This window comes from Frigidibacter albus, assembly GCF_009908165.1.
Lineage (GTDB): Bacteria > Pseudomonadota > Alphaproteobacteria > Rhodobacterales > Rhodobacteraceae > Frigidibacter > Frigidibacter albus.
Map to the genome: position 1 here is coordinate 36,710 of NZ_JAAAUC010000015.1, position 18,537 is coordinate 55,246.

Annotated in this window: 17 protein-coding genes; 9 read left to right on the plus strand and 8 right to left on the minus strand. The window is 68.0% G+C overall.

The window, feature by feature from the left end; translation table 11 throughout:
* The first annotated feature begins 20 nt into the window (after window positions 1–20).
* Window positions 21–782 carry an SDR family NAD(P)-dependent oxidoreductase gene (locus GVY41_RS18380; protein WP_161348472.1) on the plus strand — a complete coding sequence of 254 codons (762 nt, stop codon included), beginning with the start codon at window positions 21–23 and terminating at the stop codon, window positions 780–782.
* A gap of 6 nt (window positions 783–788) precedes the next feature.
* Here GVY41_RS18380 and GVY41_RS18385 read toward each other — a convergent pair whose 3' ends face one another.
* Together GVY41_RS18385 and GVY41_RS18390 are read right to left on the minus strand one after the other, a co-directional pair.
* The gene (locus GVY41_RS18385) at window positions 789–1,922 is read right to left on the minus strand and encodes an acyl-CoA dehydrogenase family protein (RefSeq protein ID WP_161348473.1); all 1,134 of its coding nucleotides are present in this window, start codon (window positions 1,920–1,922) and stop codon (window positions 789–791) included.
* Between the two features lie 14 nt (window positions 1,923–1,936).
* Entirely contained in the window at window positions 1,937–3,106 is a 1,170-nt protein-coding gene (locus GVY41_RS18390; protein WP_161348474.1) for an acetyl-CoA C-acyltransferase, read from the minus strand.
* 80 nt (window positions 3,107–3,186) lie between these two features.
* Between GVY41_RS18390 and GVY41_RS18395 the strand changes: the two genes are divergently transcribed.
* Genes GVY41_RS18395 through GVY41_RS18415 form a run of 5 tightly spaced genes read left to right on the plus strand, consistent with a single transcriptional unit; the run spans window position 3,187 to window position 9,052 of the window.
* Complete coding sequence (locus GVY41_RS18395) at window positions 3,187–3,837, plus strand: TetR/AcrR family transcriptional regulator (protein WP_202456133.1); 651 nt, start codon at window positions 3,187–3,189, stop codon at window positions 3,835–3,837.
* Entirely contained in the window at window positions 3,838–4,791 is a 954-nt protein-coding gene (locus GVY41_RS18400) for an NAD(P)H-dependent flavin oxidoreductase (RefSeq protein ID WP_161348475.1), read from the plus strand.
* Window positions 4,788–5,570, plus strand: a complete 783-nt coding sequence (locus tag GVY41_RS18405; RefSeq protein WP_161348476.1) for an enoyl-CoA hydratase/isomerase family protein — start codon at window positions 4,788–4,790, stop codon at window positions 5,568–5,570. The genes GVY41_RS18400 and GVY41_RS18405 overlap by 4 nt, the downstream gene beginning before the upstream one ends.
* A 21-nt stretch (window positions 5,571–5,591) precedes the next feature.
* Window positions 5,592–6,728, plus strand: a complete 1,137-nt coding sequence (locus GVY41_RS18410; RefSeq protein ID WP_161348477.1) for a thiolase family protein — start codon at window positions 5,592–5,594, stop codon at window positions 6,726–6,728.
* Window positions 6,725–9,052, plus strand: coding sequence for a 3-hydroxyacyl-CoA dehydrogenase/enoyl-CoA hydratase family protein (locus tag GVY41_RS18415; RefSeq protein WP_161348478.1), 2,328 nt, complete (start codon window positions 6,725–6,727; stop codon window positions 9,050–9,052). Before GVY41_RS18410 ends, GVY41_RS18415 begins: the two co-directional genes overlap by 4 nt.
* A 60-nt stretch (window positions 9,053–9,112) precedes the next feature.
* Here GVY41_RS18415 and GVY41_RS18420 read toward each other — a convergent pair whose 3' ends face one another.
* Genes GVY41_RS18420 through GVY41_RS18445 form a run of 6 tightly spaced genes read right to left on the minus strand, consistent with a single transcriptional unit; the run spans window position 9,113 to window position 15,252 of the window.
* Window positions 9,113–10,330, minus strand: coding sequence for a CaiB/BaiF CoA transferase family protein (locus tag GVY41_RS18420; RefSeq protein WP_161348479.1), 1,218 nt, complete (start codon window positions 10,328–10,330; stop codon window positions 9,113–9,115).
* Between the two features lie 28 nt (window positions 10,331–10,358).
* Window positions 10,359–11,279: an alpha/beta fold hydrolase gene (locus tag GVY41_RS18425; protein WP_161348480.1), complete on the minus strand. Its 921-nt coding sequence runs from the start codon at window positions 11,277–11,279 to the stop codon at window positions 10,359–10,361.
* Window positions 11,280–11,283: 4 nt separating this feature from the next.
* Window positions 11,284–12,396, minus strand: coding sequence for an epoxide hydrolase family protein (locus GVY41_RS18430; protein WP_229726113.1), 1,113 nt, complete (start codon window positions 12,394–12,396; stop codon window positions 11,284–11,286).
* Between the two features lie 2 nt (window positions 12,397–12,398).
* Window positions 12,399–13,211, minus strand: a complete 813-nt coding sequence (locus tag GVY41_RS18435; RefSeq protein WP_161348482.1) for an SDR family NAD(P)-dependent oxidoreductase — start codon at window positions 13,209–13,211, stop codon at window positions 12,399–12,401.
* An 11-nt stretch (window positions 13,212–13,222) separates the two neighbouring features.
* On the minus strand, window positions 13,223–14,221 hold the full coding sequence (locus GVY41_RS18440) for an aldo/keto reductase (RefSeq protein WP_161348483.1): 999 nt from the start codon (window positions 14,219–14,221) through the stop codon (window positions 13,223–13,225).
* On the minus strand, window positions 14,218–15,252 hold the full coding sequence (locus GVY41_RS18445) for an NADPH:quinone oxidoreductase family protein (protein ID WP_161348484.1): 1,035 nt from the start codon (window positions 15,250–15,252) through the stop codon (window positions 14,218–14,220). Before GVY41_RS18445 ends, GVY41_RS18440 begins: the two co-directional genes overlap by 4 nt.
* A 247-nt stretch (window positions 15,253–15,499) precedes the next feature.
* Here GVY41_RS18445 and GVY41_RS18450 point away from each other — a divergent pair, with 247 nt between their 5' ends.
* From GVY41_RS18450 to GVY41_RS18460, 3 genes are all read left to right on the plus strand, one after another.
* Window positions 15,500–16,948, plus strand: a complete 1,449-nt coding sequence (locus GVY41_RS18450; protein WP_161348485.1) for an MFS transporter — start codon at window positions 15,500–15,502, stop codon at window positions 16,946–16,948.
* Window positions 16,949–17,037: 89 nt separating this feature from the next.
* On the plus strand, window positions 17,038–18,033 hold the full coding sequence (locus GVY41_RS18455) for an NAD(P)H-dependent flavin oxidoreductase (RefSeq protein WP_161348486.1): 996 nt from the start codon (window positions 17,038–17,040) through the stop codon (window positions 18,031–18,033).
* A 36-nt stretch (window positions 18,034–18,069) separates the two neighbouring features.
* The gene (locus GVY41_RS18460; RefSeq protein WP_161348487.1) at window positions 18,070–18,537 is read left to right on the plus strand and encodes a tripartite tricarboxylate transporter TctB family protein; all 468 of its coding nucleotides are present in this window, start codon (window positions 18,070–18,072) and stop codon (window positions 18,535–18,537) included.

The following is an 18,537-nucleotide window of genomic DNA, read 5'->3' on the forward strand; positions in this document are numbered from 1 at the left end:
CAACAGATACTGGAGGAATGATGGATATTCGAGATGTCTCGGCGCTGGTCACCGGCGCAGGATCGGGTCTGGGCGAGGCGACCGCCCGTGCCTTGGCCACCGCTGGTGCCAAGGTAGCTCTGGTCGATTTCAATCTCGAGGCGGCAGAGGCCGTGGCGCGCGAGATCGGTGGGATCGCGGTGAAATGCGACGTGTCGGATGGCGCGGGCGCCGAAGCCGCCGTTGCAGAGGCTGCGGCGCAGCATGGGCCGGCGCGCATCTTGGTGAACTGTGCGGGCGTCGCTCCGGCCAAGAAAGTGCTGGGCCGCGATGGCGTGATGCCGCTGGAAGCCTTCCACCGCGCAGTCGAGGTGAACCTGATCGGCAGCTTCAACATGCTGCGGCTGGCCGCTGCGGGCATGGCCGGGCTGGATCCGCTGACGGATGGTGAACGGGGCGTTATCTTGAACACCGCCTCGATCGCCGGATATGAGGGGCAGATCGGCCAGACCGCCTATGCCGCGTCGAAGGCCGGTGTCATCGGCCTGACGCTGCCCGCCGCGCGGGAATTCGCGCCGCTTGGCATCCGTGTCTGCACCATCGCGCCCGGCATTTTCGAGACCGCGATGCTGAAGGGCCTGCCGCAGGCGGCGCAGGACGCACTGGGGGCTTCGGTCCCGTTCCCGTCCCGGCTGGGCAAGCCCGAGGAATACGCCCGGCTGGTGCTGGCGATCCTGGCCAATCCGATGCTGAACGGCGAGACGATCCGGCTGGACGGCGCCCTGAGGATGCCGCCCAAATAAACCGTATCAGGCAGCCAGCGCGCGGGCGATGACCATGCGCTGGATGTCCGATGTGCCTTCGTAGATCTGGCAGACCCGCACGTCGCGATAGATGCGTTCCACCGGGAAATCCTCGGTATAGCCATAACCGCCGAAGGTCTGGATCGCCGCCGAGCAGACCAGTTCGGCAGTTTCCGACGCGACCAGCTTGGCCATCGACGCCTCTTTCAAGGCCGGTCGCCCCGCGTCGCGGGTGGCGGCGGCATGCAGGACCAGCTGGCGCGCGGCTTCCAGCCGGGCGGCGGCATCGGCCAGACGGAAGCCGACGGCCTGGTGGGCCATGAGCTTGGCCCCCATGCTTTCCCGCTCACCCGCATAGGCCACTGCCGCCTCCAGCGCGGAGCGCGCCATCCCCACCGATTGCGCGGCGATGCCGATCCGGCCACCTTCCAGATTGGACAGCGCGATGCGGTAGCCCTCGCCCTCGGCCCCCAGTAGGTGATCGGCAGGCACCTCGCAATTCTCCAGCGCGATCTGCGCGGTGTCGGACAGGTGCTGCCCCAGCTTCTTCTCGATGCTCGCGACACGGTAGCCGGGCGTGTTCGTCGGCACGATGAAGGCGGAAATGCCCTTCTTGCCGGCGGCGGCATCGGTCACCGCGAAGACTATGGCCACATCGCCATGCTTGCCCGATGTGATGAACTGCTTCACCCCGTTCAGCACCCAGCCCCGATCGGTCCGCCGCGCGGTGGTCCGCAAAGCTGCGGCATCCGACCCTGCCTGCGGTTCCGTCAGGCAGAAGGCCCCAAGCCATTCGCCCCGCGCCATGGGGCGCAGGATGCGCTGTTTCTGCTCCTCGGAGCCGAAGCGCAGGATCGGCACGCAGCCCACGGAATTGTGGACCGACATGATGGTCGAGATCGCACCATTGCCCGCCGCCACCTCTTCCAGCGCCACGGCATAGGCGATGTGGTCGGTCTTGCTGCCGTCATACTCCTCGGGCACCAGCATGCCCATCAGGCCAAGGCCGCCCATGTCGGCGATCACGTCGCGCGGGAAATGGGCACTGCGGTCCCATTCGGCGCTGTTCGGCCACAGCTTTTCGGCCGCGAAACGCCGGGTCATCTCCTGCACCAGAGATTGGTTCTCGTTCAGAATCATGTGCTTGCCTCGCCTTACACCAGTTCCACGGCCATGGCCGTCGCCTCGCCCCCGCCGATGCACAGCGAGGCCACGCCCCGCCGCTGGCCTCGGATTTTCAGCGCATTCAGCAGCGTGACGATGATCCGGCTGCCCGAGCAGCCGATGGGATGGCCAAGCGCGCATGCGCCGCCGTTCACGTTCACCACATCGCGCGGCAGGCCCAGGTCGCGCATCGCCGCCATGGCGACCACGGCGAAGGCCTCGTTGATCTCGAACAGGTCCACATCCGCCGCGATCCAGCCCACGCGGTCCAGTAGCTTCTGGATGGCGAAGACCGGCGCGGTGGTAAACAGGGCAGGGGCCTGCGCATGGCCTGTATGACCCAGGATCCGCGCCATGGGGGCAATACCGCGCGCCATGGCTTCGGATTCGCGCATCATGACCAGCGCCGCCGCCCCGTCCGAGATCGAGGAGGAATTGGCCGCTGTAACCGTGCCGCCCTCGCGGAAAGCGGGCTTCAGCTTGGGGATCTTCTCGGGCCGCGCCTTGTCGGGCTGCTCATCCGTGTCGACCTCGCCCACGGCGACGATCTCAGGCGCGAAGGCACCGGATTTCGTGGCGGCGATGGCGCGCTCCAGCGATTGCAGCGCATAGGCGTCCTGCATCTCGCGGCTGAATTGGTATTCGGTGGCGGTGTCCTCGGCGAAGGTGCCCATCGAACGGCCCTTGTCATAGGCGTCTTCCAGCCCGTCCAGGAACATGTGGTCCATCACCCGGCCATGGCCGATGCGGTAGCCGCCGCGCGCTTTTTCCAGCAGGTAGGGCGCGTTGGACATGCTTTCCATGCCGCCCGCCACCACGACGCGCGCGCTTCCGGCGGCCAGCATGTCATGGGCGATCATGGCGGCGCGCATGCCGGAACCGCAGACCTTGCTGACCGTGGTGCAGGTCGTGTTCAGCGCCAGCCCCGCCCCAAGCGCCGCCTGACGCGCGGGGGCCTGCCCCAGCCCGGCGGGCAAGACGCAGCCCATCAGCACCTCCTGCACGCTGTCGGGCGCCAGCCCCGCGCGCTCCAGCGCAGCGTGGATGGCGATGGCACCCAGCTCGGGTGCGGCCTTGTCTTTCAGCGCGCCCTGGAAGCTCCCCATTGGGGTGCGGGCGCCCGAGACGATAACGATCGGGTCTGCGGGGGTCTGTATCATGGGGTCCTCCGGTCTGTTGACAGATGCTTACTGCCGAGTATAGAGCTTACGCAAGATATAATTCTGAATGGAGAACCGCAGTGGCAAATCGCGACATGACAGGCGACGGGCCTGCCTCGCTCTGGGCTTCGGCCGGTGACCGGGCGCGCGAACGCGAGATGAAGCGCGAGGCGGTGCTGACCACGGCGGTGCGGCTGTTCAACTTGAAGGGCTTCGTCACCACCTCGCTTGACGACGTGGCGCTGGCCCTGGGCGTGACGAAGCCGACGATCTACCACTATTTCCCGAACAAGGACGAAATCCTTTACGAATGTGTCCGGCGCGGGCTCGACTCGATCCGCCGGACCGCCGCCGAGGCCGCCAAGATCAGGGGTGACGGAGCGGTGCGGCTGCGCAAGATGCTGCTGTCTTATGCACTGGTGATGACGCGGGATTTCGGCATCTGTGTCGGCCGCACCAATGATGCCGAACTCTCGCCCGAGAATCGCGCCCGCTATCGCGCGGCGAAGCGCGAGATCGACCAGATGCTGCGCGGGGCGTTGCAGGCTGGCATTGACGATGGCTCGCTCCGGCCACAGGACGCACGGCTGGCTGTCTTTGCCGTCGCCGGGGCCTTGAACGCCATCGGACGCTGGTATGACCCCAAGGGCGCCATGAGCGCCGAAGCCGTGGCAAAGGGTATGGTCGATGCCCTGATGCGCGGGCTTGATGCCATCAGGAAGGAGGACTGAATGCCTGTTCCCGCCGCCCTCACCGGCCTTCGCGCGCCCATCGTCGCCGCGCCGATGTTCCTCACCTCCGGCCCGGACCTGGTGATCGAAACCTGCCGGTCGGGCCTTCTGGGCACCTTTCCCGCGTTGAACCAACGCACGACGCAGGGCTTCGCCGACTGGCTTGCCCGGATCGAAGGGGCGCTTTCGGGGCAACCCGGTGCCGCGCCCTATGGCGTCAACATGATCGTCCACAAGTCGAACCCGCGCCTGCAGGCCGACATGGAGGTGGCGGTCGCGCACAAGGTTCCGGTCATCATCACCTCGCTGGGGGCCGTGCCCGAGGTGGTGGAGGCGGTGCATTCCTACGGCGGGCTGGTCTTCCATGACGTGATCAACGCGCGCCACGCCCGCAAGGCGGCGGAAGCCGGGGTGGACGGCATCGTCTGCGTCTCGGCCGGGGCGGGGGGGCATGGCGGCACGCTGTCGCCCTTCGCCATCCTGCCCGAGATCCGCAGCTTCTTCTCCGGCACGCTGCTGCTGTCGGGCACGATCTCGACCGGGGCGCAGGTGGCGGCTGCGCGGATGATGGGCGCGGATCTGGCTTATATGGGCACCCGTTTCCTGGCCACGCGCGAGGCGATGGTGACCCAGGAGCAGAAGGACATGACAGTGGGTGCCGGGGCTTCGGACATCCTATACACCCCGGCGATCTCGGGCGTGGCGGCAAATTTCCTGCGCCCCTCGATCGCGGCGGCGGGGCTGGACCCCGACAACCTTGTCGCCCATGGCGCGCTGGACATGGAGAACGAGGCGAAGGCCTGGAAGACCGTCTGGTCCGCCGGGCAAGGCGTGGCGGCGATCGACGATTGCCCGCCCGCCGCCGAACTGGCGGACCGTCTGGTGCGCGAATACCGCGCCGCCATGTTCGGCGCCGCACAGGACATCTTCCTTGCAGCGGAGACCGCGCGATGAGCGACCCGATCCTTCTGGACATCGCCGGGGGCATCGCCCGGCTGCGCTTCAACCGGCCCGACCGGCTGAACGCGATCAATGTGCCCCTGTCCGAAGGCTTTGCCGCGGCGGTCGAGAGGGTTTTGGCCGATCCCACCGTGCGGGTGGTGCTGCTTACCGGCGAGGGGCGCGCCTTCATGGCGGGCGGGGATCTGGCCGGATTCAGCACGTCCGACGACAAAGGGGATGCCGCGCGGGCGGTCATCAACCCGATGCATGCCGGGCTGAAGGGGCTGGAGGCGGGCGCGCCGCTAGTGATCGCCGCCGCGCAGGGGGCGGTGGCAGGGGCGGGGATGTCGGTCTTCGCCGGGGCCGATATCGGCCTGGCCGCATCGGATGCCACCTTCAACATGGCTTACTCCCGCGTGGGCGTCGTGCCGGATTGCGGCGGCTCCTGGGCGCTGCCGCGTCTCGTGGGCCTGCGCCGGGCGCTGGCGCTGGCGCTGACCGCCCAGACCATCGACGCAGAAGAGGCGCAGCGCATCGGCCTGGCCAGCCGCGTCGTGCCCGCCGCCGATCTGGAGGCCGAGGCCGTTGCGCTGGCGCGGAAGCTGGCCGATGGGCCGCCGCAGGCACTGAGCGCCACCAAGCGCCTGATCCGGGGCGCCTTCGCCGCCGATTACGCCGCGCAGCTGGATGCCGAGGCCGCAGGCTTCCTCGCCTGTGCCGAGACGACCGATTTCACAGAGGCGCTTTCCGCTTTCTTCGAAAAGCGCCGCCCGAATTTCACCGGCCGCTGACGGCCGCAGGGAAGGATCATCATGACCGAAGCCGTGTATATTGCGGGCTATGTCCGCTCACCCTTCACCTTTGCCCGCAAGGGCGCGCTGGCAGGGGTGCGCCCGGATGACCTGGGCGCGCATGTGGTGCGCTCGCTTCTGGCGCGCACCGGCGTTCCGGCGGATGAGATCGAGGATGTCGTCTGGGGCTGCGCCTTCCCCGAGGCCGAGCAGGGCCTGAACATCGGCCGCGTCGTGGGGTTGCTGGGCGGGCTGCCCGTCACAAGCGCGGGCGCGACCGTGAACCGCTGGTGTGGATCTTCGGTGCAGGCCGTTCAGGTCGCGGTCGGCATGCTGATGATGGGCGCGGGCGAGGCGATCATCGCCGGCGGCACCGAATGCATGAGCCGGGTGCCGATGATGGGCTTCAACCTGATGCCGCATCCGTCCTGGTCGCGCGAGGAGGTGGATGATTTCGTCAATGTCGGCCTGACCGCCGAGCGCGTCGCCCGCGAGCACAACGTGACCCGCGCCGATCAGGATCTTTTCGCCCGGGCCAGCCACCAGAAGGCGCTGGCCGCGCAGGCGGACGGACGGCTTGCCGCCGAGATCGCGCCCTATCAGACCGCCGAGGGGCTTGTCTCCGACGATGGCTGCATCCGCGACACCCCTCTGGAGAAGATGGCCGAGCTGAAGACCGCCTTCCTGAAGGACGGCACCGTCACCGCCGCCTCCTCCTCGCCGATGACCGACGGCTCCACCGCGGTTCTGGTCTGCACCGAGACCTTCCTGAAACGCCACGGGCTGACCCCGCTGGCCACGGTCAAGGGCTTCGCCGTCTCGGGTTGCGAGCCGGGGGTGATGGGTCTTGGCCCGATCGAATCCTCGCGCAAGGCGATCAAACGGGCCGGGCTGAAGGTCGATGCCATCGACATCATCGAGATGAACGAGGCTTTCGCCGCTCAGGCCGAAGCCTGCCGCCGCGCGCTTGGGATCGACCCGGCCCGGCTGAACATCGACGGCGGCGCCATCGCGCTTGGCCATCCCCTGGGCGCCACCGGGACCCGGCTGGTGGGCAAGGCGGCTACGCTTCTGCAACGCGAGGGCAAGAAATACGCGCTCGCCACGCAATGCATCGGCGGCGGCATGGGTATCGCCATGGTTCTGGAGGCCGCATGAACGCCCCCGTGAACCTGTCCCCCGTTTCGCAGGCGCTTGGCGCGGCGGAGACGGGCGTGGCCCGGGCCGCCGTGGTCGGCGCGGGATCCATGGGCGCGGGCATCGCCGCGCAATTCGCCAATGCTGGCATCCCAGTCGATCTGCTGGACATCCCCGGCAAGGACGGCAACCGCAACGGCCCGGCGGAAACCGGCATCGCCCGGCAGCTGAAGGCCGGGGGCTTCATGGCCCCCGAGGCGGCGGCGCTGGTCCGTCCCGGCAATGTCGAGGACCATCTGGACCGTCTGGCGCAGGCCGACTGGATCGTCGAGGCGATCATCGAGGATCTGGGGCTGAAGCGCGATCTTTACCAACGGATCGACGCCGTGCGCCGTCCGGGCACCGCAGTGACCTCGAACACCTCGACGATCCCGCGCGCGGCTCTGGTTCAGGGGCTGGGCGAGGCCTTCGCCCAGGACTTCGCGATCAGCCATTTCTTCAATCCGCCGCGCGTCATGCGGCTTCTGGAGATCGTCGGCGGCCCGGAAAGCGCCCCCGACACCTTGGCGCGCATCCGCGCGGGCGGGCAGGCCCTGCTGGGCAAGACGCTGGTCGATTGCCGCGACACGCCCGGTTTCATCGCCAACCGAATCGGCTGTTTCTGGATGGCCGTGGGCATGCTGGAGGCGATGCGTCAGGAGCTGACGGTGGAAGAGGCCGATGCGGTGCATGCTGCGATGGGCATTCCGCGCACCGGCGTCTTCGGGCTGGCGGATCTGGTCGGGCTCGACCTGATCCCGCATGTCTGGGGCAGCCTGATGGCGGCCTTGCCGCCCGAGGATGACCTGCACCGCTTCGATCTGCCGGGCAATGCGCTGGTGCGGCGGCTGGTGGCGGAGGGACGGCACGGGCGCAAGACCGGCGCGGGCTTCTACCGCCGCGCCAAGGATGGCACGCGCGAGGCGCTGGACCTGACGACGGGCGAATACCGCCCCGAACGGCCAGTGGACGGCAAGACTTTGCCCGGCGTGGGGCGCGATCTTGCGGCGCTGGTGGCGGACGAGGGGCGGTTCGGTCGATATGCTGCCACGGTCCTGTCCACGTTGGTGGACTATGCGGCAACCAACGCGCCCGACATCGCGGGCGATGTGGCGGCGGTCGATACTGCGATCGAGCTGGGTTATTCCTGGCGCGAGGGGCCGTTCCGACTGGCGGATCGGGCGGGGACTGCCGCCTTGGCCGATGTCTTGAAGGCTGCGGCGCGCCCGGTGCCTGCGCTTCTGACGGCGGCGGGCAGCGGAGGGTTCCATGCTGAGGGCAGGGCCCTCTCCACCGACGGCGCCACCCGCTCCGCGCCACCTGCGCCGGGTCTGCTGACTGGCGCGGCGCCGATCCTGGGCAATCCCGCCGCACAGTTGCGCGATCTGGGCGACGGCGTGGCCTGTTTCCAGATGGCGACGAAGATGAATACCTTCGCGCCCGAGGTCTTCGATCTGCTGGAGGAGGTGATCCCCCGCGCCGGCAAGGATTTCGCGGCGCTGGTGATCGGCAATGACGACCCGCGCGCCTTTTCGGCCGGGGCGGATCTGGCCTTCATCCTGCGGATGGTCGACACCGGCGGGATCGAGGCCCTGGGCGCCTATATCGGCCGGGGGCAGCGGCTGTTCCTGGCGTTGAAGCGGATGCCGGTTCCGGTCGTTGCCGCCATGCACGGCTTCGCTCTTGGCGGCGGATGCGAGGTGGCGCTGCATGCCGATGCGATCGTCGCCCATGCCGAGCTGACCACGGGCCTGCCCGAAACCAACGTTGGCCTTGTGCCCGGCTGGGGCGGCTGCACGCAGATGCTGCTGCGCGCGGCGGCGGGAACCGGGATCAAGGGACCCGTCGGCGTGGCGCAACAGGCCTTCGACGTGATCCAGCCGGGGACGGTGTCCTCTTCGGCCCTGGGCGCGCGGGCGATGGGCATCCTGCGGCCCGGCGACGGCATCGTCATGCTGCGCGACGACCTGCTGCCTGCGGCGAAGCGCAAGGTTCTGGCGTTGATGCCGGGCTATGCGACCGCCGAACCACCGTTGATCGCGGCGGGCGGGGCCTCGGCCAAGGCCGGGTTGCTGGCTCCCCTTTCGGCCTCGCAGCGGGCGGATCGGATCTCGGCCACCGATCTTGCCATCGCCGATCTGCTGGCGACGGTGCTGACGGGCGGCGATGCCGGGCCGGGGGCGTTCCTGATCGAGGAAGAGATCATGGCGCTGGAGCTGGCGGCCCTGCTGAAACTGGCCGAGACGCCGCAGACTCGGGCGCGCATGGAACACATGCTGAGGACCGGCAAGCCGTTGCGGAACTGAGCTGCAAGTGGCGCGAAAGCGAAAGGGCGGCCCCTGCGGCCGCCCTTCTCCAGTGCGGTGTCAGGCCACCGTGCCCGCGCCGCGCAGCGCCGCGATGTCATCAGCACTTCGCCCCAGCACCTCGCGCAGGACATCATCGGTATGCTGGCCGATGGCGGGCGGGGCGGTGTAGCTGTCCAGATCCGTCTCGGAATAGCGGATCGGGTTGCGCAGGAAGGACAGGTTGCCGAATCCTTCATGCGGCAGGTCGATCCGCAGGCCGCGTTCGATCACCTGTGGATCCTCGAAAGTGTTCTGCAGATCGTAGATCGGCCCGGTCACGATGCCCGCCGCGTCCAGCCGCGTCATCCATTCCCGCGCGGTGCGGGTCTTCATGATCCTCTCCAGCTCGGGCAGCAGCTCGCCCCGGTTGGCGGCCCGGCCGCGCACGTCGACGAAGCGAGGATCATCGGCCAGATCGGGCCGCTCGAGCGCGATGCAGAACTTGCGATACAGCCGGTCCGTCCCGGCCGAGACGATCAGCGGCACATCGGCGCAGTCGAAGGGCTGCGAGGGGATCGTGTTGGGGGTGGCCGCCCCCATCCGCACCGGAGCCACGCCGGTCATGAAATACTGCATCACCCGATGCGACAGCGCCGCGATTGTCGCGTCGAGGCAGGAGATGTCGATATGCTGTCCCGCCCCGCCGTTGATGTCGCGGTGATACAGCGCCCCCAGGATCGACGACAGGACCGAGCTGGAGGCCAGGATGTCGCCGATGGAAAACCCGGTGCGGGTGGGCAGGCCGTCTGGCTCTCCGGTGATGCTCATCATCCCGCTCATCGCCTGGAACAGTGAATCGACGGCGGGCTTGTCCTTGTAGGGGCCGGTCTGGCCGAAGCCGGTGACCGAACAGTAGATCAGCCGGGGGTTCACCCTGCGCAGGCTTTCGTAATCCAGCCCGTAGCGGGCCAGATCGCCGGTCTTGAAATTCTCGACCAGCACATCCGAGACCACCGCCAGCTCGCGGATGATCGCCTGGCCTTCCGGTGTGGACAGGTTGACCGCCATGCTTTTTTTGTTGCGGTTGTTGGCCATGTAGAGCGGCGTTTCCGGCAATGTCCCGCCCGAGGCCGAAGGCGCGAAAGGCGGGCCATACTGGCGGCTGTCATCGCCCGGACCCGGCCGTTCGATCTTGATGACCTCTGCCCCCATGTCGCCCAGCGTCTGGGTGGCGAAGGGCGCCGCGACGATGCGGCTGAGGTCGAGGACGCGGATGTTCTTCAGGATCTGGGTCATGGGTCGGCGGGCCTTATGGAAAGTTTTTTCATTCGGCGGCGGAGTTGGTCCCCGCCAGCAGGAGCCCGTTCAGCGCCTGCGACAGGGCGGAGGGCTGATCCACCATGATGTGATGCCCGGCCCCGGCGATGCCCAGCACCTGCATCCGGGGCGACAGGGCGGCAGCCTGTTCAAGGTCGGCGTCGCGGATGATCACGCTGTCCAGCCCGTGGATGAACCCCAGGGGACCCGTCATGCCCGCGATGACCTGGGCCAGGGGCAGCGGCGCCCGCAGCCCCTCCATGTCGATCATGTCCACCCCCAGACCGTGGAATTTCCAGGTCCAGCCCTTGGGCGTGTGAATGATCGCCTCTTCGGCCAGATGGTCGCGGTAGGGCCCAGTCGAGGGCGGCTGTTCGGGCAGGAAGCGGAACCGGCTGAGGATCGTCTCGCGATCGGGATAGTGGCGGCGGGGGCGGGCGTCGATGGGGATCTGCGCCTCGATCTCGCCGGTCAACCGGGCCAGTCGGGTGTCGAGGATCACGAGGCCCGAGAACATTCGGCTCTGCGCCAGCACGGATTGGAAGGCGATATGACCGCCGAAGCTGTGCGCCATCAGCACCGGATCGGACAGACCGGCATCGGCCACCACCTCCAGCACCTCATGCACGTAAAGCCCGATGCTGTAGCGGTCGCGCCAGCCAGAGCTGCCCGCGCCGCTGGAGTCCAGCGCCACGACCCGGCCCGAGCTGGCCATAGCGGGCACGATCGGGGCCCACCAATGCAGGCTGGCATTGCGTCCGTGCAGCAGCACCACGTCGCGGCGCGGTGCCATGGGGTCCGGCGCGTCCCAGATGCGATAGGCGATGTCGCAACCGCACACCTTGACCTGTCGCGCGGTGCCCGGATGGGCGCGGGTTCGGTCGATCCAGCCTTGCAGTTCCGCGTCGCCTGGCCTGTCTCCGGTCATGCCGCTATTTCTCCAGCGAGGCGAGGAAGGCCAGCAGCTCACCTGCCAGCAGGTCGGGGGTCTCCAGCGCGGGGAAATGGCCGCCTTCGGGGGCCACGAACCAGCGGCGGATGTTCCAGGCGGGTTCGGTCGCGGCACGGGGCGGCGCACCGGCGCGGCCCAGCTTGCCGGTGGCGGGGTCCGCCCCGGCATCCGGCGCTTCCAGGAAGAAGCCGCAGGGCAGGGTGATCGGTGCATCCAGCCGCCGGGGCAACCGCGCGGTTTCCAGATAGTAGCGCATGGAGGGCGCGATGCAGCCGGTGAACCAGTAGATCGACAGTGTCGCCAGAACCGTCTCGCGCGGGATCGGCGTGGCGGGGTCGGACCAGGCCCGGAACTTCTCAGCCATCCAGGCGGCCTGTCCGGCCGGGCTGTCGATCAAGGCTGCGGCCAGCGTGTCGGGCTTGGTGCGCTGGATCTCGACATAGCCGGTCTCGCGGTCGCGCCAGGCCTTGACCCGCGCCAGATAGGCCGCATCCTCCGGCGAGCGGGTTTCCTGCCGTGCGCCGGGCAGCGGAACCGAACCGATATGTGCGCCGATCAGCCTGCCCTGCGGTTCGGCGGCCATCAGCGCGGTGATATGCGCGCCCACATCGCAGCCATGGGCGGCGTAGCGGTCATGACCAAGCGCCTGCATCAGCCCGTGCCACAACAGGGCCACACGCTGCGCCGACATGCCGGGAACCGTCGCCGCGGGCGAATAGCCGATGCCGGGCAGCGACGGCAGGATCACCGCATGGCCCGCCGCCGAAAGCCGCTCGGCCAGCGGCAGCATTTCCAGGAAGGTCGAGGGCCAGCCATGCGACAGCACGACGGGCAGCCCCTGGCCGGGGAAATGGACGAAATGGATCGGATGGCCCTGCACCTCGATCATCTGGTGGGGCAGGCGGTTCAGCCGTTCGACCTGCACCTGCCAGTCGAAGGCCCGCCAGTCGGCCAGCAGCGCATCCAGATACCCGGCCTCGATGCCGTAATCCCATCCCGCGCCATCCACCGGCCGCACCCTGCGGGCACGGTCCAGCCGCTGGTGCAGCTCGGCCAGGGCGTCGGGGTCGAAGGGGATCTGGTAGGGCTGCATGGTCACTGGGCATTCTCTTTGGCGATCTGGTGCAGATAGGCCATGTAGGCCACGGCGACCCGGCTGCCGCCGTTCACCGGAATGACGGTGCCGGACACCCAGGCTGCCTCGTCTGAGGCGAGGTAGACGCAGAGCCCCGCCACATCGCCGGGCACGCCCAGCCGTCCCATCGGGACGCTGTCGATCTGCTTTTGCGCGCGCGGGCCGCTCATCCGGTCGGCATTGGCTTCGGTCACGACCACGCCCGGGGCGATGGCGTTCACGCGGATGCCCAGATGCCCCCATTCCACCGCCATGGTGGCGGTTAGGCTTTCGATCCCGGCCTTGGCCGCCCCATATTGACCGGTCAGCGGGTTGGGCTGCGAGCCGGAGCGCGAGGACAGATTGATGATCGACCCGCCCTTGCCGTCGCCACCCATCGCCCGGGCGGCGGCCTGCGCGGCGAAGAAGGACCACTTCAGGTTCAGATCGACCACCCGGTCCCACTGGTCTTCGGAAAGGCCGATCAGGCGCCCCACATCGGCGGGCGCGGCCGAGCCGGCGTTGTTCACCCAGATGTCCAGCCGCCCGCCAAGTTCTGCGACCGCGCTGTCGATCAGCCCCGCCGCCGCACCCGGCTGCGTGATGTCGCAAGCCAGGGCGGCGGCCTTGCCACCCGCGTCGCGGATCGCGGCCACCGTCGCTTCCAGCGCCTCGGATCGGCGGCCCGCAACGGCCACGGCGGCCCCGGCCTGCGCCAGCGCCATGGCCATGCCGCGGCCCAGCCCGCCGCCCCCGCCCGTCACCACCGCCGTCTTGCCTGCCAATGAAAACATCGCTTCCCCTCTCAACTTAGCATACCCAGCCGCCGGACCGGCTCGTAAGCCGCGTCCAGATCGGCCAGCACCTCGGGCGGCAGTTTCAGCGTGGTCGCCGCGATGGCATCCTCGATATGGCCCAGCTTGGTCGCTCCCACGATGGGCGAGGTAACACCGGGCTGTGCCAGCAGCCAGGCCATCGAGATCTGGGCCATCGGCGCGTCCAGCCTGCTCGACGCCGCCTTGATCGCATCCACCACACGGTAGTCGCCCGGCGTGCCATAGGCGCGGCTGGAATAGGCGGTGGCTGCCGTGGCGCGCGCGGAATGCTTCGCGTCGGTTTCGCGCCAGTCCACGGTGGCGAAACCCCCGGCCAGTGGCGACCAAGGGGTCAGGCCCACGCCGCTCTCGATGCAGAAAGCGTTCATGTCATGCCGCTCTTCGCGCCAGATGACGTTGTAGAGGTTCTGCATCGAGATGAACTTGGTCCAGCCGTTGCGCTCGGCCACGGCCTGCATCTGGGCGAATTGCCAGCCATACATCGATGAGGCTCCTAGATAGCGGACCTTGCCCGATTGCACGAGCCCGTGCAGCGTGGCCATGGTCTCCTCGATCGGGGTGCCGCGATGGAAGCGGTGGATGATGTAGAGGTCGATGTAATCGGTTCCCAGACGCCGCAGGCTCTGGTCCACCGCATCCAGGATGTGCTTGCGCGACAGGCCGATGTCGTTCGGCCCCGGATTGGCCACGGTCGGGTTCAGCACCTTGGTCGCGATCACGGCGCGGTCGCGGGGCATGGTGGCGCGCACCAGCTTGCCGGTCAGCTCTTCGCTGACGCCCAGCGAATAGGTGTCGGCGGTGTCGAAGAAACTCACCCCCGCCTCGACCGCGCGCGAGACGATGGGCAGCGCCTCGTCATAGCCCAGCGACCATGTCACGCGGCCCTTGCCGGGGGTGCCGAAGCTCATGCAGCCCAGACAGATTGGGCTGACCTTTAGGCCGCTGCGGCCCAGACGGACGTATTTCATGCCATCGCCCCCTCGGATGGGGGCCAGCCCTCCTGCGTGAAGACCAGTGCTGTGCCCCGGATTCGGCGGTTGCGCATGTCGCCGATCCCGACGTTCGCCTCGCCCATCGTACGCACATCCAGCCCGCGGGCGCGGATGCGTCCCTCGATCCACAGACGGGTCAGTTCGCGGGTGGCCTCCTCGTTCCACCCGGGGCGGCGCCAGCGCGCCGGTCCCCAGATCACGCCCACCACATCGGCGCTGCGCAGCAGCGGCAGGTTCAGGGGCAGTGCAGGCACCTTTTCCGAGGCGGCGAAGCCCACCACAAGATGACGGCCTTCCGGCGCGATCGCGCGATAGGCCGCTTCGGCATAACCGCCGCCGACGGGATCGAAGATCAGGTCATAACCGCCGGGTTCGGCCTCACGCAGCGCCTCGGTTAAGCTGCGGGCGGTGGCGCGGTCGGACATGTCGCGCGGATAGACCAGCGTGCGCTGCGCTCCCGCCTCGGCCGCGATGGCGACGCGGGCGGCATCCGAGGCGCAGGCGGTGACTTCGGCGCCTAGGGCCCGGCCTAGTTCCACCGCGCAAAGGCCGACCCCGCTGGCCGCGCCCAGCACCAGCAGCTTCTCACCCGCCTTGATCCGCCCGCGCTGCACCAGCGCATGCCAGGCGGTGCCGAAGCGCAGGAAGAACACCGCGCCCTCCTCGAAGGACATGCCCTCGGGCAGGGGAGTCAGCCGCTCGACCCCGATGGCGATGCGTTCGGCGAAGCCGCCCGAATGGCTGGAGACGGAGACATGCGTCCCCGGCGCGGGGCCAGTGGTGCCGGGGCCAAGCGCCAGAACGACGCCCGAGGATTCGATGCCCGGGACATGCGGAAAGCTGGCCTTGCGCTGATACTGCCCGCCCATCGTCAGCACGTCGGGGAAGCTGAGAGAGGTCGCCCGCAGCTCGATCAGCGCCTGACCGGGGCCGGGCACGGGATCGGACATCTCGTGGCAGTTCAGAACCGGCATGGCCGATTGTTCGATGCAGACCATCGCTTTCATGGTGTCCGTCGCCTCCCCCATCTCCCGTGGTCCGGCCACTATATCGGCCAAAGTCGGGGCTGCAATACTCATCTGTATTGTGACACCTGTTTCCCTAAGAGAATTATTTGGGGTATTTCAAGTGAGAATCACCCGAAGGATGGGCAGTGTTGATCCTAGGCGCACAGATGCAGATGCCGGATGCCAGCAGGGCATCGGGCCGCGCCTTGGCTGGTGCAAGAAGCGGGCGGACACGCGGAACGGGCGCATGACCCCGCTGCCCGAGGACAGGGCGCGGATGCGCGCCACGTTCATGCGGCTGTTCCCGGGCCTGTCGCTGGTCATGGCCATCGCCGTCGCAGACAACACGCTGGTAGCCACGGCGCTTCCGACCATCGCCGCGGATCTGGGCAATCCCGAAAGGGTGTCATTGGTAGTGGTGGCCTATATGCTGGCGGCGATGCTGGCCGCTCCGGTCTACGGGCTGCTGGGTGATCTGTTCGGTCTGCGCTTGGTTCTGTTTGCGGCGCTTGGCCTATTCACCACCGGGTCACTGCTGTGCACCCTCGCGCCCTCGCTGCCGGTTCTGGTGGTGTTCCGTGTGTTGCAGGGCCTGGGCGGCGGCGGGCTGATGGTTCTGGCGCAGGCGCTGCTGTCGCAGGCGATCTCCCCGCGCGAGCGGGGCAGGTTTCAGGGCTATCTCGCCTCCATCGTCGTCTGTTCGCAGGGACTGGCCCCCGCGCTTGGCGCACCCCTGACGGCGGCCTTCGGCTGGCCGGCCGTCTTCCTGCTGAACCTTCCGCTCGCGGCGCTGTCCTTCGTCCTTCTGCTGCGGGTTCCCGCCCTGCCCGGGCGGGGCGGCGCCTTCCGGCTGGACATCGTGGGGATCACCCTGCTCGCGCTGACGCTGTCGGCCGCCATGTCGGCCCTGATGGCGCTTCAGGACATCGCCCGGTCCGACGGGCTGCGGCTTGCCGCCAGCGCCTGCGCCACGGCGGTGCTGATCGCGCTTCTTTTCCGGAACCAGAGCAGATCGTCGTATCCGCTGATCCCGATTGCCCTGCTCCGCAACCCGACGATCCTGCTCTCCGATCTTGTGGCTATGGCGCACGGCGCCTTTCTCGTGGCGACGATCGTGCTGATCCCGACGCTGTTCCGCGTGCGCTACGGACTGACCACCGCCGAACTTGGCCTTACGATCATGCCGATGAGTCTGGGGATGATCGTGGGCGCGTCGATCATCGGCAATCTGGTGACGCGCACCGGCCGCACGACGATCTGGGGAATGGTCGGCATGGCGATAGGGGCCGGACTGATGTTCACGGCCGCAGCGCTGCCTTGTCTGACGCAGGGCCAGATGGCCGCGATGCTGTTCGGTCTGGGGATCTGCAGCAGCACCGTGATGGGTCCGGTCCAGATCATGATCGCCACCGCGGCCGGGCGCGAGCATCTGGGGTCCGCTTCGGCATCGGTGCAGTTCGCACGGATTCTGGGCACCGCCCTGGGCACGGCGCTGACCAGCGCGCTTCTGTTCCTGACGCTGGCATGTTCCGGCGTGTCCGAAACCTTCGTTGCGCGTCTGACGAGCACGGCAGCGGGGCCGGTTCTGTGGGACCCGGCCATCGACATAGCCTTTTCGGCCGTTTTCGTTCTGCTCGGGCTCTTCGCCGCGTCCGGGGGGCTCCTGCTCTCGCGCATCTCGCTGACAAAGGTGTGACGGCAAAGGTTGACACTCGTGATAAATAACGTAGTTATATAAGTTAATGAGGAGGAGGCGCGCTCTGCGCGCATCGGGGGGTGACTGAAATGGTGCAACGAAACGGGGCGATATTCGAGCGGCTGCGCCTTCCGGCGATCTGTGCGCCCATGTTCCTGGTCTCGGGCCCTGATCTGGTGCTGGGGGCCTGCAAGGCCGGGATCATCGGGGCTGCCCCCGCAGGCACGGCCCGCAGCGCCGAGGAATTCGCAGACTGGCTGGAGCTGTTCGACAAGGAGCTGGCCGAATGGTCGGCGCAGACCGGCCGCCAGCCCGCGCCCTATGCCTGCAACCTTTCGGTCCGCAAGGGCGAGAAGTTCGGCACCTCGCGTTTTGCCCAGGATCTGGAGACCTGCCGCCGCCATCGCGTGAAGCTGGTCATCACCGCCAATGGCGACCCTTCGAAAATGGTGCCCGAGATCCACGCCTGGGGCGGGCTGGTGTTCCATGATGTCACCACCCTGCGCCACGCCGAGAAGGCGATTGCCGCCGGGGTGGACGGTCTGATCGTCATCTGCAACGGCGGCGGCGGGCATGGTGGCATCGTCAATCCTTTCGCGCTGATTCCGCAGATCCGCCGGATCTTCGATGGCTGGATCGTGCTGGCGGGCACCATCTCGGACGGCCGCTCGATCCGGGCGGCGCAGGTGCTGGGGGCGGATCTGTGCTATCTGGGCACCCGGTTCATCGCGACGCAGGAATCCATGGCACCGCAGGCCTACAAGGAGATGATCGTGGCGGCGCAGACCGGCGACATCCTGTATACGCCGACCTTCACGCGCGGCGTGCCGGCGAATTTCATGAAGCCTTCGATCCGTGCCAACGGATTCGATCCCGACAGCCTTCCCCCGCATACCGAGGCGCCCACCGACCGCCGCGCCTGGCGCGACATCTGGGCGGCGGGGCAGGGGGTCGGGCTGATCGACGACATTCCCTCCGTGGAAGATCTGGTGGACCGACTGGCCGCCGAATACCAAGACGCCTGCGCCGAGCCCACAGGCCGCAGCAGGGGGGCGCCCCCTGCGGACGCGAGCCGACTGCGTTAGTCTTCAACCACTTAGCATCAACGTTGGGAGGCGCAGATGCACTTCATACGCAAACCGAAAGACTTTATCTCCGGCGCCCTGTTCCTGGCCGCCGGGATCGCCGTCATCGCCATTTCCTCGGGCTATGACTTTGGCACGCCGCGACGGATGGGCCCCGGCTTCTTCCCCGTGGTGATGGGGGGGCTGCTGTGCCTTCTTGCCGTGCTGATCATGATCCGCGGCCTTGTCGGCTCGGTCGAGGAGATGGAGCCACTGAACGCCCAGGCCCTGCGCGGTGCCGTCATGGTGCTAGGGGGATCGCTGATCTACGGCATCCTGATCCGGCCCGCCGGCATGATCCCCGCAACCATCATCCTGGTGCTCATGGGGGCATTCGCGACCAAGGGCTACGGCCTGAAAGCGGCCATCGTGACCGCCGTCGTCCTGGCCGCGATCTCCGCCATCGTTTTCGTCGAGCTGCTGGGCCAGCCCATTCCGCTGCTTGGCAGCATGTTCGGATACTGA

Coding starts and splice junctions, on each gene's coding strand:
- GVY41_RS18415 (WP_161348478.1), top strand. CDS start 6,725: ATGAACGCCCCCGTGAACCTGTCCCCCGTTTCGCAGGCGCTTGGCGCG.
- GVY41_RS18410 (WP_161348477.1), top strand. CDS start 5,592: ATGACCGAAGCCGTGTATATTGCGGGCTATGTCCGCTCACCCTTCACC.
- GVY41_RS18400 (WP_161348475.1), top strand. CDS start 3,838: ATGCCTGTTCCCGCCGCCCTCACCGGCCTTCGCGCGCCCATCGTCGCC.
- GVY41_RS18455 (WP_161348486.1), top strand. CDS start 17,038: ATGGTGCAACGAAACGGGGCGATATTCGAGCGGCTGCGCCTTCCGGCG.
- GVY41_RS18445 (WP_161348484.1), bottom strand. CDS start 15,252: ATGAAAGCGATGGTCTGCATCGAACAATCGGCCATGCCGGTTCTGAAC.
- GVY41_RS18425 (WP_161348480.1), bottom strand. CDS start 11,279: ATGACCGGAGACAGGCCAGGCGACGCGGAACTGCAAGGCTGGATCGAC.
- GVY41_RS18405 (WP_161348476.1), top strand. CDS start 4,788: ATGAGCGACCCGATCCTTCTGGACATCGCCGGGGGCATCGCCCGGCTG.
- GVY41_RS18450 (WP_161348485.1), top strand. CDS start 15,500: ATGACCCCGCTGCCCGAGGACAGGGCGCGGATGCGCGCCACGTTCATG.
- GVY41_RS18380 (WP_161348472.1), top strand. CDS start 21: ATGGATATTCGAGATGTCTCGGCGCTGGTCACCGGCGCAGGATCGGGT.
- GVY41_RS18390 (WP_161348474.1), bottom strand. CDS start 3,106: ATGATACAGACCCCCGCAGACCCGATCGTTATCGTCTCGGGCGCCCGC.
- GVY41_RS18440 (WP_161348483.1), bottom strand. CDS start 14,221: ATGAAATACGTCCGTCTGGGCCGCAGCGGCCTAAAGGTCAGCCCAATC.
- GVY41_RS18435 (WP_161348482.1), bottom strand. CDS start 13,211: ATGTTTTCATTGGCAGGCAAGACGGCGGTGGTGACGGGCGGGGGCGGC.
- GVY41_RS18385 (WP_161348473.1), bottom strand. CDS start 1,922: ATGATTCTGAACGAGAACCAATCTCTGGTGCAGGAGATGACCCGGCGT.
- GVY41_RS18420 (WP_161348479.1), bottom strand. CDS start 10,330: ATGACCCAGATCCTGAAGAACATCCGCGTCCTCGACCTCAGCCGCATC.
- GVY41_RS18430 (WP_229726113.1), bottom strand. CDS start 12,396: ATGCAGCCCTACCAGATCCCCTTCGACCCCGACGCCCTGGCCGAGCTG.
- GVY41_RS18460 (WP_161348487.1), top strand. CDS start 18,070: ATGCACTTCATACGCAAACCGAAAGACTTTATCTCCGGCGCCCTGTTC.